This is a genomic window from Acinetobacter sp. CIP 102136, assembly GCF_000369685.1.
Classification (GTDB): domain Bacteria; phylum Pseudomonadota; class Gammaproteobacteria; order Pseudomonadales; family Moraxellaceae; genus Acinetobacter; species Acinetobacter fasciculus.
Window position 1 is genome coordinate 573,560 of the sequence record NZ_KB850142.1, and the last position, 15,267, is coordinate 588,826.

At 43.8% G+C, this 15,267-nt stretch carries 18 protein-coding genes; 10 read left to right on the forward strand and 8 right to left on the reverse strand.

Annotated elements, in window-relative coordinates; genetic code table 11:
- Positions 1-52: 52 nt before the first annotated feature.
- The 4 genes from F893_RS08170 to F893_RS08185 all read left to right on the forward strand — a co-directional run bounded on the left by F893_RS08170 (position 53) and on the right by F893_RS08185 (position 4,437).
- Positions 53-1,741 carry an AMP-binding protein gene (locus F893_RS08170; protein WP_004280116.1) on the forward strand — a complete coding sequence of 563 codons (1,689 nt, stop codon included), beginning with the start codon at positions 53-55 and terminating at the stop codon, positions 1,739-1,741.
- 308 nt (positions 1,742-2,049) lie between these two features.
- A complete protein-coding gene (locus tag F893_RS08175; RefSeq protein WP_004280114.1) occupies positions 2,050-2,718 on the forward strand; it encodes a class I SAM-dependent methyltransferase in 669 nt (222 codons plus the stop codon).
- 62 nt (positions 2,719-2,780) lie between these two features.
- Positions 2,781-3,578: a thioesterase family protein gene (locus F893_RS08180; RefSeq protein ID WP_004280113.1), complete on the forward strand. Its 798-nt coding sequence runs from the start codon at positions 2,781-2,783 to the stop codon at positions 3,576-3,578.
- 82 nt (positions 3,579-3,660) lie between these two features.
- Positions 3,661-4,437: a Rossmann-like and DUF2520 domain-containing protein gene (locus F893_RS08185; RefSeq protein ID WP_004280112.1), complete on the forward strand. Its 777-nt coding sequence runs from the start codon at positions 3,661-3,663 to the stop codon at positions 4,435-4,437.
- Between the two features lie 93 nt (positions 4,438-4,530).
- On the opposite strand, the gene trmB is transcribed toward F893_RS08185, so the two are convergent.
- Positions 4,531-5,247 (reverse strand): tRNA (guanosine(46)-N7)-methyltransferase TrmB, encoded by a 717-nt coding sequence (trmB, locus tag F893_RS08190; protein WP_004280110.1) that lies wholly within the window; start codon positions 5,245-5,247, stop codon positions 4,531-4,533.
- Positions 5,248-5,398: 151 nt separating this feature from the next.
- Positions 5,399-6,844, reverse strand: a complete 1,446-nt coding sequence (locus F893_RS08195; RefSeq protein ID WP_004280109.1) for a SulP family inorganic anion transporter — start codon at positions 6,842-6,844, stop codon at positions 5,399-5,401.
- A 217-nt stretch (positions 6,845-7,061) separates the two neighbouring features.
- Between F893_RS08195 and F893_RS08200 the strand changes: the two genes are divergently transcribed.
- Positions 7,062-7,673, forward strand: a complete 612-nt coding sequence (locus tag F893_RS08200; RefSeq protein WP_004280108.1) for a glutathione binding-like protein — start codon at positions 7,062-7,064, stop codon at positions 7,671-7,673.
- Between the two features lie 54 nt (positions 7,674-7,727).
- On the opposite strand, the gene F893_RS08205 is transcribed toward F893_RS08200, so the two are convergent.
- The 5 genes from F893_RS08205 to F893_RS08225 all read right to left on the reverse strand — a co-directional run bounded on the left by F893_RS08205 (position 7,728) and on the right by F893_RS08225 (position 10,482).
- Positions 7,728-8,510 (reverse strand): thiazole synthase, encoded by a 783-nt coding sequence (locus F893_RS08205; RefSeq protein WP_004280106.1) that lies wholly within the window; start codon positions 8,508-8,510, stop codon positions 7,728-7,730.
- 14 nt (positions 8,511-8,524) lie between these two features.
- Positions 8,525-8,722 (reverse strand): sulfur carrier protein ThiS, encoded by a 198-nt coding sequence (gene thiS / locus F893_RS08210; protein WP_004280105.1) that lies wholly within the window; start codon positions 8,720-8,722, stop codon positions 8,525-8,527.
- Between the two features lie 35 nt (positions 8,723-8,757).
- Positions 8,758-9,123, reverse strand: a complete 366-nt coding sequence (locus F893_RS08215) for a DUF423 domain-containing protein (RefSeq protein ID WP_004280103.1) — start codon at positions 9,121-9,123, stop codon at positions 8,758-8,760.
- A gap of 119 nt (positions 9,124-9,242) precedes the next feature.
- Positions 9,243-10,112 carry an RNA polymerase sigma factor RpoH gene (rpoH, locus tag F893_RS08220; RefSeq protein WP_004280101.1) on the reverse strand — a complete coding sequence of 290 codons (870 nt, stop codon included), beginning with the start codon at positions 10,110-10,112 and terminating at the stop codon, positions 9,243-9,245.
- 136 nt (positions 10,113-10,248) lie between these two features.
- Positions 10,249-10,482 (reverse strand): sulfurtransferase TusA family protein, encoded by a 234-nt coding sequence (locus F893_RS08225; RefSeq protein WP_004280100.1) that lies wholly within the window; start codon positions 10,480-10,482, stop codon positions 10,249-10,251.
- 382 nt (positions 10,483-10,864) lie between these two features.
- On the opposite strand from F893_RS08225, the gene F893_RS08230 reads away from it, so the two are divergent.
- Both F893_RS08230 and rhlB read left to right on the forward strand, forming a co-directional pair.
- Complete coding sequence (locus F893_RS08230) at positions 10,865-11,080, forward strand: cold-shock protein (RefSeq protein ID WP_004280099.1); 216 nt, start codon at positions 10,865-10,867, stop codon at positions 11,078-11,080.
- A gap of 101 nt (positions 11,081-11,181) precedes the next feature.
- A complete protein-coding gene (rhlB, locus tag F893_RS08235; RefSeq protein WP_005251450.1) occupies positions 11,182-12,333 on the forward strand; it encodes an ATP-dependent RNA helicase RhlB in 1,152 nt (383 codons plus the stop codon).
- 61 nt (positions 12,334-12,394) lie between these two features.
- On the opposite strand, the gene F893_RS08240 is transcribed toward rhlB, so the two are convergent.
- Positions 12,395-12,775, reverse strand: a complete 381-nt coding sequence (locus F893_RS08240; protein WP_005246748.1) for a hypothetical protein — start codon at positions 12,773-12,775, stop codon at positions 12,395-12,397.
- Between the two features lie 258 nt (positions 12,776-13,033).
- Here F893_RS08240 and F893_RS08245 point away from each other — a divergent pair, with 258 nt between their 5' ends.
- The 3 genes from F893_RS08245 (at position 13,034) to F893_RS08255 (ending at position 15,254) form a co-directional block, all read left to right on the forward strand.
- Positions 13,034-13,615, forward strand: coding sequence for a nitroreductase family protein (locus F893_RS08245; protein WP_004280095.1), 582 nt, complete (start codon positions 13,034-13,036; stop codon positions 13,613-13,615).
- Between the two features lie 33 nt (positions 13,616-13,648).
- A complete protein-coding gene (locus F893_RS08250) occupies positions 13,649-14,722 on the forward strand; it encodes an NAD(P)H-dependent glycerol-3-phosphate dehydrogenase (protein ID WP_004280094.1) in 1,074 nt (357 codons plus the stop codon).
- Positions 14,723-14,798: 76 nt separating this feature from the next.
- On the forward strand, positions 14,799-15,254 hold the full coding sequence (locus F893_RS08255; protein WP_004280092.1) for a phosphoglycerate mutase family protein: 456 nt from the start codon (positions 14,799-14,801) through the stop codon (positions 15,252-15,254).
- Positions 15,255-15,267: the final 13 nt, after the last annotated feature.

Below are 15,267 nucleotides of genomic sequence, written 5' to 3' on the forward strand. Positions count from 1 at the left end.
CAATTAGTAAAGTTGAAAATCAGAATTACAAAGAATCAAGGAGATCGATTCAATGACACAAGTACGGTTAAGCTATGCCTATGGAACCAGCAGCCAGCCTTTATTGGGCATGACGATTGGTGAAAAATTTGATCAGGCTTGCGAGCGGTATGCAGAACGTGATGCGGTAGTGAGTTTGCATCAGAACATCCGCCTCAGTTACCGGCAGCTACAGGAACAAGTCAATGCCTTTGCCTGTCAGCTGCTGAAAATGGGTATGCAAAAAGGTGATCGTCTGGCGATCTGGTCGCCGAACTGTGTGGAATGGACCATTACCCAGTTTGCAGCCTTCAAGGCAGGCATTATTCTGGTGAATTTAAATCCAGCTTATAAAAGCAACGAGCTTGAATATGTGCTAAACAAGGTCTCCTGTAAGGGACTGGTGATTGCAGCGCAGTTTAAGACGACGGACTATCAGGAAATTCTGACTAAAATTGCACCGGAATTGCAGGAAACCGAAGGTAAATTCCTTAATGCAGAGCGACTGCCACATTTAAAGCATGTGATTAAAATTGATGATCAGCAGCATACCGGCATCCACCGTTTTCAGGATTTACTAAGCTCGCCTAGTGCGCAAGAGTTGGAACAACTGCAACAGATCTCCAGTGAATTGCAGTTTGATGAAACGATTAATATCCAGTTTACCTCGGGCACTACGGGCAATCCGAAAGGCACCATGTTGACCCATAATAATATTTTAAATAATGGTTATTTTGTCGGTGAAGCCATTCATTTAGGGCCAGAAGACCGTGTCTGTATTTCAGTGCCTTTATTCCACTGTTTTGGTATGGTCATGGGCAATCTGGCCTGTATTACGCATGGCTCTGCCATGATCTATCCGTCTGCCGTGTTTAATCCGCTGGAAACCTTAAAAGCCATCCAGCAGGAAAGATGTACCGCGGCTTATGGTGTGCCGACTATGTTTATTGCGGTGCTGGAACATGAACAGTTTGACGAGTTTGATCTGTCCAGTCTGCGTACCGGGATTATGGCGGGTAGTCCATGTCCGCAGGAAATTATGCAGCGCGTGATTGAACGGATGCATATGTCTGAAATCACGATTTGTTATGGCATGACTGAAACCGCACCCGTCAGTGCACAAAGCTCAACGGCAGACAGTGTCGAGCAACGTGTCAGTACGGTTGGCCGGGTACATCCGCATCTGGAAGTTAAAATTGTCGATGAAAATGGCAAGGTGGTTCCACGCGGCCAATTGGGTGAGCTGTGTGTACGTGGTTATTCAGTGATGCTCGGTTATTGGGAAGATCAGGATAAAACCCAGGAAGTGATTGATGCGGCGCGCTGGATGCATACCGGTGATATCGCTGAAATGGATGATGAAGGCTTTGTCAAAATCAAGGGCCGAATCAAGGACGTGGTGATTCGTGGAGGGGAAAACCTGTTCCCGAAAGAAATTGAAGATTTCCTTTATACCCATCCGGCTGTTTCAGATGTACAGGTGATTGGGGTGCCAGACCATAAATATGGTGAGGAACTTTGTGCCTGCATCATCCTGCATGAAAATGATCCTTGTACTGAAGAAACCATCCGTCAGTATTGTAAGGAGCATATTTCTCACAATAAAGTGCCGCGCTATGTGCGTTTCTTCCAGGAATTTCCAATGACGGCTTCAGGGAAGGCGCAGAAGTTCAAATTGCGTGAATTTATGCGTGAAGAGCTGAACTTGAAAGAGATTGCTTAAACTTTATTTTTTACGTTAGAACTAATCCTAAAGCTAACAATTAATAGCAACTCATCAGAGAGCCCGGCGACATGGATGTCGCCGTTTCACTGTATGGCAGGGATGCCATATCAGTGAAACAAAAGGGTTTGGTTACTTTGCCCCGTCAAAGTAACGAAAAACCTGCGCAATGGACGTTCAATATATCTAGCAGTTTGAGGTTGTACATTTAGCAAGATTCTAAAATGTCTGTAAATGAATTTACTGATCACGACGGTCTGGTAATAGAAATACATGAATGTACTGAACATCTAAAATCAGAGTAAAATATGGCAAAAAACTTTCACAGTGAAGTCGTGGTCGCCAGTTATGACGATCATATCCGTAAACTGATTCCCGGTTATGAACTGGTGCATCAGCAGATTGAAGCAATTCTCAGCACTGAACTCCCAGAAACCGCACATATATTAATAGTGGGTTGCGGAACAGGTTATGAATTGTCGTATTTATTAGAGCAACATCCAGACTGGACCTTTACTGCAATTGATCCATCAGCAGCTATGCTGGAACAGGTTAGTAAAAATCTGAATTCCATAGATCAACAAAGGGTACAACTTATCCAAAGCACAATCCAAGATTTGAATCAGCCGGATACGTTTGATGCTGCGTTGGCCATTCTAGTGGCACATTTCATTCCAAATTCCGAAAAAAACGGATTTTTTCAGGCTATTTATCAGTGTCTTAAAACCAATGGTCTTGCATTGACCTATGATCTGATGCAACCTGAAGATCAGCAAGACATTAAAACTATGCAGAAGATGGCACAACAGACAGGGTTGAGTGTAACGCAAAGTACCAAGATGATTGAACGCTTGGAGCAGGATTTTTACTTGTTATCTGCGCATAATTTTAAAGCGCTTTTAACCAAAGTCGGATTTAAACAGTGCAAAATTTATTGTCAAATCATGGATTATCATGGCTTTTTGCTCAGAAAATAAAGATAAAAGCACTTTTTGTAAACTCTAAAGTTTAAGTGAATATTCAGGGAAGTATTAAAACAATGTCGGCATATTACAGTTTTATTCAGCGCGAACAGCATGCAGATGGCAGTACTACGGCTTATTACCGTTCTAATATTCATGCACAAGGTGCGTGGAATCCGCATGAGCAGCACATGGCGCCAGCCACCGGTATTCTATGCGTCGAACTGGAACAGTTTCAGCCACGTGCTGACATGCGTATTGGTCGGGTCGGGCTGGATATTTTTGGCCTGATAGCCTTTGGTGAATTTTCGATTACCACACGCATGATCCGTCCGGGTAAAACCATTGAACTGGTTGAAGCTGAAATGTGTGCCAATGGTAAAACCTGTATCGTGGCACGCGCGTGGAGAATGCTAACTTCAAATACCACGGCCATTGCTGGAGTGGAAGATTTTCCGATCGAAAGTCCAGAATATTTACCGGTTTGGGAGGGTATGCGCTGCTGGCCGGGCGGTTATATCCAGAGTATTGAAACCCGGGCACATGCTGACCATCGTGCAGGCAAGGGCATTGTCTGGCTAAGAAATTCGCTGGACATGGTAGAAGGTCAACCGACGACAGACTTTAGTCGTTTGCTCGGTATGGTCGATACGGCCAATGGCATTGTGCCACGTCAGGACCCGAATTCCGGTTGGGGATTTCCGAATCTGGACCTGCAGATTCATATGCACCGTCTGCCGCAGGGTAAATGGCTGGGACTGGAAGTGGTGCAGCAATATGGTGAAGATGGTATTGGTCTGACCAGCGGGATTCTGCATGATGTTCATGGACCTTTTGGTCGAAGTGAACAGATTCTGACCCTGCGAAAGTTCTAAAGTCTATTCGAAACATCAAGGCCAATTGCCTCAATCTTTATTTATTGGCATGCTGTGCGTAATTTATCAGGAAGAACAGCAGATGCGGATCAGTATGATTGGGGCAGGGCGAGTGGCATATCATCTTGCCCTTGTATTGTCAGCACACCATGAGATCGTACAGATCTACAGTCGAACCCTAGAAAAAGCACAATATCTGGCTGAGCAATTCAACGCTCAGGCCATCGCTCAGCCTCAACAGCTGGATCATGAGGTGGATCTGGTCATTATCGCGGTCAGTGATCAGTCGATTGCCAACGTCATTGAACAGATTCATCCGTATCTACAGCAGAATCTGATCGTACATACCTCTGGCAGCACCCATCTCAATTTACTGAAAAATGTGCATGCGCGTGCAGGCGTATTTTATCCTTTACAGACCTTTAGTCTCGAACGCCAGATTGATTGGCAGCAGACGCCACTGTTGATTGAAGCGGTGAATGAACAGGACCAAATCCTGTTATTAGAACTGGCAAATAGCCTAAGCAATCGTGTTTATACTTATAGTTCCAGTCAACGTCTCAGTTTGCATCTTGCAGCGGTATTTGCCTGTAATTTTGCCAATTACTGTTATGACATGGCCAAGCAGGTGGTTGATGTACAACAGGTCGATTTCAGTTTGTTGTATCCCTTAATGCTGGAAACTGCCAATAAAGCCACTCAGAATGATCCCAAACAAATGCAGACCGGCCCAGCGATGCGTGGTGATCAGAATATCTTGAATATGCATCAGCAGATGTTAGCCAATATGCAGCGAGAAGATTTACAAAATGTCTATCAGTTGTTGAGCCAGCAGATTCTCACGCGTCATCAGAAATGAAGAAGCTGATAATTTATCTACGAAGCAGGGTTCAAAGCCAAATTTTTCCCATAAAAAAGCGCTGAATAATCAGCGCTTTTTTTGAGTCTTAGATTAAGAAATTTTCTTAAAGATAAAATCATTAATCTTGTGACCTGCTTCAATCCCGCGACGTTCAAACTTGGTTTGTGGACGCCATTCCGGACGAGGATAGCTATTGCCTTTGCCCGCCAGATTTTCCAGACGTGGACGTTCTTCCAATACTTCTATCATCCATTCCGCATACGGTTCCCAGTCCGTTGCAGCATGGAAAGTTCCGCCAAGCTCCAGCTTTTGCTCCACCAGCGGCATACGGTCATGCGAAACAAAGCGGCGTTTAAAATGACGTTTTTTCTGCCATGGATCAGGGAAGTATAACTGAACTGCATTAATACTATTGTCTGGCATTTCACGTAATACCTGAATTGCATCAGCATCCAGCACACGTAAGTTCGTTAGGCCTTCAATACCTGCTTCATACACGCACTGCGCAATTCCAGGTACATGGACTTCAATTCCGACAAAGTTACGTTCAGGATTAGCTTTGGCCATCAATACCAGTGAACGGCCCATACCAAAACCAATTTCTACAGTCAAAGGACGTTCAGGATGTTCAAAGTGCTGACGCAAATCACCGACTGGATATTCCAAAATTAAGTGACCATATTGTTCAAGCGCAGTACGTTGAGAGGTATTCAGCGGCATTGAGCGGCGCATAAACGTCACGATTTCACGGTGCTCGCTTAAGTTTTCCAGCTCCACGACTTGCTGGTCTAATTGATCGTTCGACATAACTTTGGCAAATCTAAAAATTCAGAATGCGGTATTTTAAGTCCTGAGCCGAGCAAGTCAAACTTTTCTCGGTATTTCTCCATAAAAATCGGCAAGATCTTCCAGATAAAATAAAAGAGCCAATTGAGGCTCTTTTATTAATCATCGTTCATCAGCTACTAAACCGGTCGATCAATGTACTGCTGGCTTCATTCAAACCAATCACCCTTACATCTATCCCTTGGGCTTTAAACTTCTGAATCACGTTATTCAGCATATTGACCGAAGTCACGTCCCAAATATGCGCATGGGTCAGATCCAGTTCGACATGCTCAAGCTTCTCTTTAAAATCAAAGAACTGATAGAACTTCTCTGAACTGCTAAAGAATATCTGTCCAGAAATAAAGTAGCTGCGTGAATGAGCCGAATTCAAATGCGTATAGACATGTACGGTTCTTTCCAGTTTATTAATAAAGAACAGGGCAGAGAGCAATACGCCGACAAATACACCAAGCGCCAGATTATGAGTGGCAAGCACGACAATAATCACGGCAATCATCACGGTATTAAATTCTAGCGGATGTTTGCTGAATTGCTTGATTGCTCCCCATTGAAAGGTGGTAAATGCCACCATAATCATGATCGCAACCAGCGCTGCCATTGGGATATAAGCCAGCCAGTCTTTCAAAAAAACCACGAGACACAGCAGAAACACGCCAGCGACCAGAGTCGATAAACGGGTACGTGCCCCTGAAGACACATTGATAATTGACTGGCCGATCATGGCACAACCGGCCATCCCGCCCATAAAGCCGCTGACAATATTGGCCATACCCTGACCACGACATTCCTGATGACGGTCACCTTCAGTTCCGGTCACTTCATCAATGACCGTAGTGGTCATCATGCTTTCCAGCAAACCGACAGTCGCCAAGGTAAAGGAATAAGGCAGGATAATTTGCAAGGTTTCCAGATTGAGTGGAATTTCTGGAATCAGGAATACTGGCAAAGTATCCGGGAATTGTCCAAGATCGCTCACGGTACGCATATCTGCACTTAACAACAGCGCCAACCCGCTTAATACGATAATACAGATTAAAGGTGAGGGAATGGCTTTGCCAATTTTCGGGATATACGGAAACAGATAAATAATTGCCAGACCAATCGCAATAAACAGATAACCGGTGCTATCCATCCGGTTAATTTCCGGGATTTGTGCCACAAATATCAGGATCGCCAAGGCATTCAAAAATCCGTATACCACCGCCTGCGATACAAAGCGCATTAATTTAGCGACTTTAAAATAACCCGCAATGACCTGAATGATGCCGGTCAGAATTGTGGCAGCCAACAGATATTGCAAACCATGTTCTTTTACCAAGGTAATCATCAAAAGTGCCATTGCGCCTGTAGCCGCAGAGATCATGGCAGGACGGCCACCAAAAAAGGCAATGGATACTGCAATGCAGAAAGAGGCATATAAACCGACTTGCGGATCGACACCGGCAATGGCAGAGAAGGCAATTGATTCAGGAATCAGGGCAAGTCCCACCACCAGACCTGCCAATACATCTGTGCGGATATTGGAAAACCATTCTTCTTTTTTCAGGCTAATCACGAAATATCATCTAAATTTGGAAAACCTGTGTATGTTAAACAGATAGAGATAAAAATCTACACAAGATTGACTTGCAAAAGCCCGGAATATCCTGAATATTGAATGAGTAACTGCCCTGAGGTGACAGTTACGCTTTTTTGCAATTTACAGGTTTGATCACTTGAAAGTTTGTCAGAAGCGATTTAAAACATTGAGAAGTGTATAACAAGGATCAGAAATGAAGCTTTACTATTCACCAGGTGCCTGCTCACTGGCAGCACATATTATTTTAAATGAAATTAATGTCGATTTTGATTTGGAACGTGTTGATTTAAAAACACATAAAACAGAAAAAGGTACGGATTATTACGAAGTTAATCCTAAAGGCTATGTACCAGCGTTAGAAATTAACCCTGGTCTGATCCTGACAGAAAATGTTGCAATTCTACCGTTTCTTGCTCAACACGATCCAAAACAAGATCTAATTCCACCATCGGGCATGGGACGTGCCAAAGTGCTGGAATGGTTAGGTTATCTGAACTCTGAACTACATGATGCCTATGCGGTGTTCTTCGGTGGCAAGTTATCCGAAGATGAAAAGAAAAAAGCCTATGCAGAGATTGATCGACTATTGAGTTATATCGATAAAGCGATTGGTGAATCGGACAATGATTATCTGGTGGATGATAACTTTGGGCCTGCGGATGCCTATCTATTTGTCTTGACCAACTGGTCGAACCAGATTGAGCATGATTTGAGTCCATATAAAAATATTATTCATATCCGTAATAAAGTGGCAGAACGTCAGTCTGTACAGATTGCTATGCGTGATGAAGGTCTGATTCCTTAACTAAAAACAAAAATAAAGGACTCAATTGAGTCCTTTATTTTTGTTCATGAAAATTTATTTAAAGAAATAGCCGGTTTCCGGTGAGCTGGCATTGGCCATACGCTTGCGCGGCATACGGCCTGCAAGAAAAGCTTCTCGGCCTGCTTCAACGGCTTTTTTCATCGCAGATGCCATTAATACCGGATTTTGTGCAGCTGCAATCGCTGTATTCATGAGTACACCATCACAACCCAGTTCCATCGCAATCGCGGCATCACTCGCTGTACCGACACCGGCATCGACTAGGACAGGAACTTTGGCATTTTCCTTGATGATTGACAGGGTATGTGGATTCAGAATGCCCAGACCAGAACCAATCAGGCTACCCAATGGCATAATCGCAACACAGCCCATGCTTTCCAGCTCTTGCGCCACGATCGGATCATCCGAGGTATAAACCATGACCTCAAAGCCATCGTCAATCAAGGTGCGCGCAGCTTTCAGTGTTTCGGTTACGTTTGGATAAAGTGTCTTTTCATCACCCAAAACTTCAAGTTTGACCAGATTGTGGCCATCGAGCAACTCACGCGCCAGCATACAGGTGCGGACGGCACTATTGGCATCGAAGCAACCTGCGGTATTCGGCAAAATGGTATATTTTTCCGGAGGAATGACTGACAGCAGGTTCGGCTGGTCAGGATCTTGGCCAATATTGACACGGCGAATAGCGACAGTGACAATCTCTGCACCACTGGTTTCAATGGCCTGCTGAGTTTCATTTAAATCTTTGTATTTGCCCGTGCCTACCAAAAGGCGTGACTGGAATTGGCGTGAACCAATCTGTAATAAATCTTGCATAATTGTCCCGAGTATTAGCCGCCACCGACCGCGTGAATAATTTCTATTTTGTCTGTATCGCAAATTGGCGTATCGCCCAATCTGCTTTTAGGAATAATCATTTCATTGACTTCAACTGCAAAACGCTTACCCTCAAGCGCCATACTCTGAATCAGTTCCAGCAGATTCTTGCAGTGAGTTTCCTGTTGTTCGCCATTGATGTAAATCATCATTCTAGCAACCCTCCATGATTAAGTGTTGTTCAAACTTATCTGGCGTATTTTAAAGCATTCCAGGCCAGAATTAACCATCCGGCAATCATTAAAGCCCCGCCGATGGGCGTAATAGCACCTAAACCGCGGGGTAATCCTAAGGCCATGATATACAGTGAGCCAGAAAACAGTAAAATGCCGACCTGAATCAGACCGAAGCTCCATTGAATGGGCAATGCAGGGATGACTTTCGCCAGTAAAGAAAGAATCAGTAGTCCTAAGGCATGATAGAAAAAATAATCCGTTGCCGTTTGCCACCAGCCGAGCTGTGCTTCAGTCGCCCGCGCTTTTAAACCATGTGCACCAAAAGCACCGAGCATGACTGCAAGTGCCAAATTAAGTGCTGAAATCGCAATCCACATTTGAATTGATCTTCCTGATAAAGTTTGCGCTCAACCTTAGCATAAATTCAAAATGCGGACATAAAAAAGCCTTCATCAAAGAAGGCTTTTTCGAGGTAAATCAGTAACAGAATTTGGTGTTAATTGGATGACATCGCCACTTTAATTTTTTCCATGGCATTTTTTTCCAGCTGACGAATACGTTCCGCAGAAACATTATATTCCGCTGCAAGCTCATGCAGGGTCGATTTCTCGTCATCTAGCCAGCGACGCTGCAAGATATTACGTGAACGATCATCTAGCTGATCCATGGCTTCATGCAGGGCAGAGGTGCTTTGCTCCTCATAGTCTTCATTTTCAATCAGACGAGCCGGGTCATAACGATTATCTTCAAGATATAACGCTGGTGCCACATGGGTGGAACCTTCATCATCGTCATCGCTTGATGCATCAAAAGCCGCATCATACGCCGTCAGACGGCCTTCCATTTCCAGTACTTGTTCTGGTGTGACATTTAAATCATTGGCAATAGACTGTGCTTCTGCGAGCGTCAACTTTTTCGATGATTTCTTCAGGCTTCGCAGATTAAAGAACAGTTTACGTTGCGCTTTAGTGGTGGCGATTTTCACAATACGCCAGTTACGGATCACATATTCGTGAATTTCCGCCTTGATCCAGTGCACGGCAAATGACACCAGACGTACGCCCATATTCGGGTCAAAACGTTTTACAGCTTTCATCAGGCCCAGGTTGCCTTCCTGAATCAGGTCGCCTTGTGGCAAACCATAACCTGCATAACTACGCGCAATATGTACTACAAAACGCAAATGCGACATGACCAGCATTTTCGCTGCATCTAAATCTTGGTCATAATAATAGCGTTCAGCCAACTCTTTTTCTTGTTCGGCCGTTAAAATCGGAATCTGATTGACAGTGCTGATATAAGCACCGAGGTTGACACCTGGCGCCGATAATGACAGGGGCATTAACTGATTGCGGCTGTCACTCATGTGTTCTCCTTGAAGTGCGGGATAACCCTAAACTAGGTTTTATCTTAATCCAATCTCTCCGCAAATAATGGATATTTGGGTAGAGAAATGTAAAAAAGTATACGAAAGTGAAGATCAACAGTTTAATTGAAAATTTTTAAGATTCAATTAAGTAGTGAAACTCTGTATCAGAAATTTTTTTAAATTCAAGCTTGAGCTGATGCAGCTGACAATAGCGGCTGACATCTGTCTGGCTATGCGGATCAGATGATTTCAGCAGGAATGTTTTCTGATTTCCGGCCTTTAGTGCGCGCTTTAACATTAATAGCGGCATCGGGCACGGTTTTCCCATAGCGTCTATAAGGCTGAATTGCGCTGGATATTCGGACATTGCGGTTTTATTTAGATGGCAGAAAAGGCTATAAATAGTAGCAAATATGATGCCAGAACCAAACTGGTTTCAGAAAAAGAAGATCTAAATGACTTTATAAAGTCTTTTGACAATTTTCATGAAAAAAATAACTAAATCAAACAGAACATGCTAAAAAAAATCTATTAATTGTGATAAACCCATGTTAAGCTCGTTGCGTATTTGGGACTTTGAATAAACAAAGTGATTGTTTTTCACCCTATTACATAAATGGATGTAACCGGGATTTTGTTGATAGTTTTACAGAATGATTACAAGCTTAAAAATAATATTTTCAAACTTGTTTGCTCTGCTGTTTGCAACACCGGGTGGTCCTTCTTTTAGTTTCAATGAGGATTAACTTATGACAGCTGCTCGCGAACAAGGCGTAGTTAAGTGGTTTAACGATACTAAAGGCTTCGGCTTTATTCAACGTAACGGCGGTGATGACGTATTTGTTCATTTCCGTGCTATCCAAGGTGACGGTCACCGTTCACTTCGTGACGGCCAACGTGTTGAATTCAGTGTTGTTAAAGGCCAAAAAGGCTTTCAAGCTGAAGAAGTTCAACCATTAGACTAATCTTCGGATTAAGCTAAAAAGAAAACGCTCCAATATAACTTGGGGCGTTTTTTGTTTATACTATCCCTATCTTAGTGATTACCCAATTAGAGCACCGCTTTATGTCATCTGGTTTTGAAACCTTAAATTTACATCCCAATCTAAAAAAAGCGATTGATGCTTTAGGCTTTACCACCATGACGCCTATCCAGCAGAAGGTTTTGAAATTCACGCTGGCAGGACATGATGCCATTGGCCGTGCACAGACAGGTACAGGCAAAACTGCTGCCTTTTTAATTAGTATCATGAATGATCTCTTAAATAATCCGATTCAGGAACAACGCTATCGTGGTGAGCCACGTGCGCTGATTTTGGCACCGACCCGTGAACTGGCGTTACAGATCGAAAGCGATGCACAGGATCTGGCGAAATATGCTGTTCTCAATGTGGTGACCTTGCTGGGTGGTGTGGATTTTGACAAGCAAAAGAACCAGCTTAATAAAGCGCCTGTCGATATTATGGTGGCTACACCGGGTCGTTTGATCGATTTTGTAGAACAAAAAGAAGTCTGGCTGGATCAGATTGAATTTTTGGTCATTGATGAAGCCGACCGCTTACTAGATATGGGCTTTATTCCTTCAGTAAAGCGCATTGTGCGTTTCTCGCCGCGTAAAGAACAACGTCAGACTTTAATGTTCTCTGCAACTTTCAGCTACGATGTGCTGAATCTTGCACAACAATGGTTATTTGAACCGGTCACAGTTGAAATTGAACCGGAAAAGAAAACCAATGCCGATGTCGAGCAACGGGTTTATATGGTCGCCAAGGCGGACAAATATAAATTGTTGCAAGAAATCTTGCGTGATGAGCCGATTGAAAAAGTCATGATTTTTGCCAACCGTCGTGATCAGGTGCGCAAACTTTATGACCATTTAAAACGTGATGGCTATAAAGTAGTGATGCTGTCTGGCGAGATTGCTCAGGACAAACGCCTTAAAATGCTGGATCAGTTCAAAAATGGTAAACATAACATCATGATTGCAACGGATGTGGCAGGTCGTGGCATCCATGTTGATGGTGTATCGCATGTGGTGAACTTCACCTTGCCGGAACAGTCGGATGATTATGTGCATCGTATTGGTCGTACCGGTCGTGCGGGAACCAGTGGTGTGAGTATCAGTTTCCTTGCAGAAGATGATGCGTTCTATCTGCCAGAAATTGAAAAAGCCATTGGTCAAAAATTGCCTTTGACCCGTCTGGAAGGTTATTGTTAATCCAGACCATCGAAAAACCGCTCTTGAAGAGCGGTTTTTTATTGCGCTATGGTTTATTAGCTTATTTGGCCTGACAGCGGAATGTAAGAACCGTCTGATAATCATCATTTTGGTTTAAACCGGTATTGGTACCTGCGATATTCCCGAGAACGGTAGCTGCTGCCTGGATCATCTGACCTGTTTGTTCATCGACCACGCCTTTTAAAGCGCCGTTATAAGCTGTCTTTTCATCCACAATAATTGGGGTTGATCGAGAGCCACAGGCTTTATTGGCCGCAGTAATCGCATTGTTTTTCGAGGTCAGTTGATTTTTACCTAATCCGGTCACCTCATACTGGTTATTTTCCTTTTGAACGGCCAAAGCAGTCGGGTTTGAGGCACAGGCAGTAAGCAGTAATGCGGAAATAGCCAATCCGCTGAAAGTGATTGTTTTTTTCATCATGAAATCTCAAGTAAATACGATGCTGAATATTTCAACACAGCAAGCAGCGCAGATTTTGTAGCTGTTGTATAGGTTTGGCAATTTTTGGTATAGCTCTATGTGACTTAGGTGAAAAATAGAGCAGTACGGGATTGAAAAACCAAGCAAGTTTATTTTTAAGTGGTGATGAGCTGGCTGAATCGCTATGAAGTTTCTAGCGTATTTTTCTTTGAATATGCTAATCTTGAGTATAGTTTTTAAGTGTAGATATACAAGGCAATGACGGAATCTGCGATTGACATCGTTCATCAAAATATTCACCAACGACAATCGATTGGTCATCTGCTGGCACCGGCACCGAATGCAGAACAACTGGAAAAAGCCTTTCAGGCGGCATTAACTGCACCCGATCATCATCGGCTCAAGCCGACCACATTTGTGGTGGTTCCAGATAATCAGCGTGAAGCTTTTGGAGAGTTGCTGTCGCAGGCGCTCGTCGATTTGGGTGAAACTGAAACAGCGCAGATTGAGCGTGTTAAAAATCATCCATTTCGTGCGCCTTTATTGGTACTTGCCTTAACGCGTTTGCAGGATCATCCTAAAGTTCCTCATTTTGAGCAAATCCTTAGTTCAGGCGCAGCGATTCAGAATTTTCTGCTGTCACTTCAGGTTCAGGGTTTCTCAACCATGTGGCGTAGCGGTGCTGTAGTCGAGTCTGGCCTGTTTAAGCAGGCATTGGGAATTTCAAAAGACGATCTGGTCTCGGGTATTATTTATATTGGCACTGCCGCAAAAGCAATTCCAGCACGCACAGAGATTCGAACCGGTGATTTTGTCAGTTACTGGAACCAGAACAGCTAGTTTGCACGGTATAACAGGATATTAAAAAATAAGATGTCAGAATTAAATTTCTCAAAACTGGTAGAACCGGTTGCAGTTGATCATAAGACAGCTTTAAGAGTAACGGTATTGGGTGGGGGCAGCTTTGGTACTGCAATGGCCAATACTGCAGTGCGTAATGGTTGCAATACCATGATCTGGATTCGTGATGAAGCAGTTGCGGCAGATATTAATGCCACCCATATCAATAAACGCTATTTGCCAGATTTTAAGTTAGAAGAAAATCTGCTGGCGGTGTCAGACCTGGAACAGGCTGTGCGTGATCGCGATATTATTTTAGTCGCAATTCCGAGCCATTCTTTCCGGGATGTTTTGCAGCAAATCAAACCTTTTATTACATCGCAAGCCGTGATCTCGCTGACCAAGGGTATTGAAGCCAAAACCTTTAGTTTCATGAGCGATATTATTCGTGAAGTGTTGCCTGAAGTGCCTTATGGTGTGTTATCAGGACCGAATCTGGCCAAGGAAATTGTGGCAGGACAGCCGGCAGGAACCGTGATTGCCAGCCAGTCCGAGCTGGTGCGTTATGCCGTACAACAAGCCCTACATAGTGCCTTGTTCCGCGTATTTGCTAGTGATGATGTGCATGGGGTAGAACTCGGGGGCGCATTAAAAAATATCTATGCTGTCGCGATGGGCATGGCTGCTGCGTATAACGTGGGTGAAAATACCAAGAGTATGATCCTGACCCGTGCTTTGGCCGAAATGAGCCGTTTTGCAGTAAAACTCGGTGCTAATCCGCTGACTTTCCTTGGGCTTTCAGGTGTGGGTGATTTGTTCGCTACCTGTAGCAGCCCTCTTAGCCGTAATTATCAGGTGGGTTATGCGCTTGGTAAAGGTAAAACCTTGGAGCAGGCAACGACTGAGTTGGGGCAAACGGCAGAAGGGATTAATACCATTGTACAGGTCAAGGCACGTTCGGAAGAGCTCGATGTGTATATGCCGATTACCTCGGCCTTGTATGATGTGATTTTTGAAGGTGCGCCGCCACTCAATATTGCATTGTCATTGATGAAAAACGGTCATCGCAGTGATGTTGAATTTGTCTTGCCACATCATCAAGTCTGATCTATAACACAGGGACTGTCTGCGAATTGTCATATTCGCTGCTTATCATGCAGGCAAAAGAATATAAGGAAATCAAATGCAACTGACTTTAGTTCGACATGGCGAGGCCGCGCCACCGGTCAATGGTAATGACACCAAGCGACCTTTAACGGAGCGTGGTCATCAACAGGCTGAGCAAACTGCACAGTTCTTAAAGGATCTGATTAAGCCTGAAGTCTTTGTGGTCAGTCCGTTATTGCGTGCGCAGGAAACTCTGGCACATTTGCAGCAGTATTTTAAAGATGTGCCGGTGGTGATCTGTAATACCATCAAACCGGATGATGATGCCAAAGTTGCAGTAGAATGGTTGTCGCAACTGCCTTATGAGTCGATTGCAGTGGTGTGTCATATGAATGTGGTGGCACATATGTCTTCCATTCTGCTGGCTGAATCTTTTCATCCCTATGCATTGGCAGAGACACGTATTTATGATCAGGCGGTGATTGCCCCGGGTTTATCCACACAGATAAAAAGCTTTATTCCTACACTATAAAAAATTAATTAAA

Bases quoted from the DNA above. Each gene is read 5' to 3' on its own strand.
- F893_RS08170 (WP_004280116.1), top strand. From the start codon at position 53: ATGACACAAGTACGGTTAAGCTATGCCTATGGAACCAGCAGCCAGCCT.
- F893_RS08175 (WP_004280114.1), top strand. From the start codon at position 2,050: ATGGCAAAAAACTTTCACAGTGAAGTCGTGGTCGCCAGTTATGACGAT.
- F893_RS08180 (WP_004280113.1), top strand. From the start codon at position 2,781: ATGTCGGCATATTACAGTTTTATTCAGCGCGAACAGCATGCAGATGGC.
- F893_RS08185 (WP_004280112.1), top strand. From the start codon at position 3,661: ATGCGGATCAGTATGATTGGGGCAGGGCGAGTGGCATATCATCTTGCC.
- trmB (WP_004280110.1), bottom strand. From the start codon at position 5,247: ATGTCGAACGATCAATTAGACCAGCAAGTCGTGGAGCTGGAAAACTTA.
- F893_RS08200 (WP_004280108.1), top strand. From the start codon at position 7,062: ATGAAGCTTTACTATTCACCAGGTGCCTGCTCACTGGCAGCACATATT.
- F893_RS08205 (WP_004280106.1), bottom strand. From the start codon at position 8,510: ATGCAAGATTTATTACAGATTGGTTCACGCCAATTCCAGTCACGCCTT.
- thiS (WP_004280105.1), bottom strand. From the start codon at position 8,722: ATGATGATTTACATCAATGGCGAACAACAGGAAACTCACTGCAAGAAT.
- F893_RS08215 (WP_004280103.1), bottom strand. From the start codon at position 9,123: ATGTGGATTGCGATTTCAGCACTTAATTTGGCACTTGCAGTCATGCTC.
- rpoH (WP_004280101.1), bottom strand. From the start codon at position 10,112: ATGAGTGACAGCCGCAATCAGTTAATGCCCCTGTCATTATCGGCGCCA.
- F893_RS08225 (WP_004280100.1), bottom strand. From the start codon at position 10,482: ATGTCCGAATATCCAGCGCAATTCAGCCTTATAGACGCTATGGGAAAA.
- F893_RS08230 (WP_004280099.1), top strand. From the start codon at position 10,865: ATGACAGCTGCTCGCGAACAAGGCGTAGTTAAGTGGTTTAACGATACT.
- rhlB (WP_005251450.1), top strand. From the start codon at position 11,182: ATGTCATCTGGTTTTGAAACCTTAAATTTACATCCCAATCTAAAAAAA.
- F893_RS08240 (WP_005246748.1), bottom strand. From the start codon at position 12,775: ATGATGAAAAAAACAATCACTTTCAGCGGATTGGCTATTTCCGCATTA.
- F893_RS08245 (WP_004280095.1), top strand. From the start codon at position 13,034: ATGACGGAATCTGCGATTGACATCGTTCATCAAAATATTCACCAACGA.
- F893_RS08250 (WP_004280094.1), top strand. From the start codon at position 13,649: ATGTCAGAATTAAATTTCTCAAAACTGGTAGAACCGGTTGCAGTTGAT.
- F893_RS08255 (WP_004280092.1), top strand. From the start codon at position 14,799: ATGCAACTGACTTTAGTTCGACATGGCGAGGCCGCGCCACCGGTCAAT.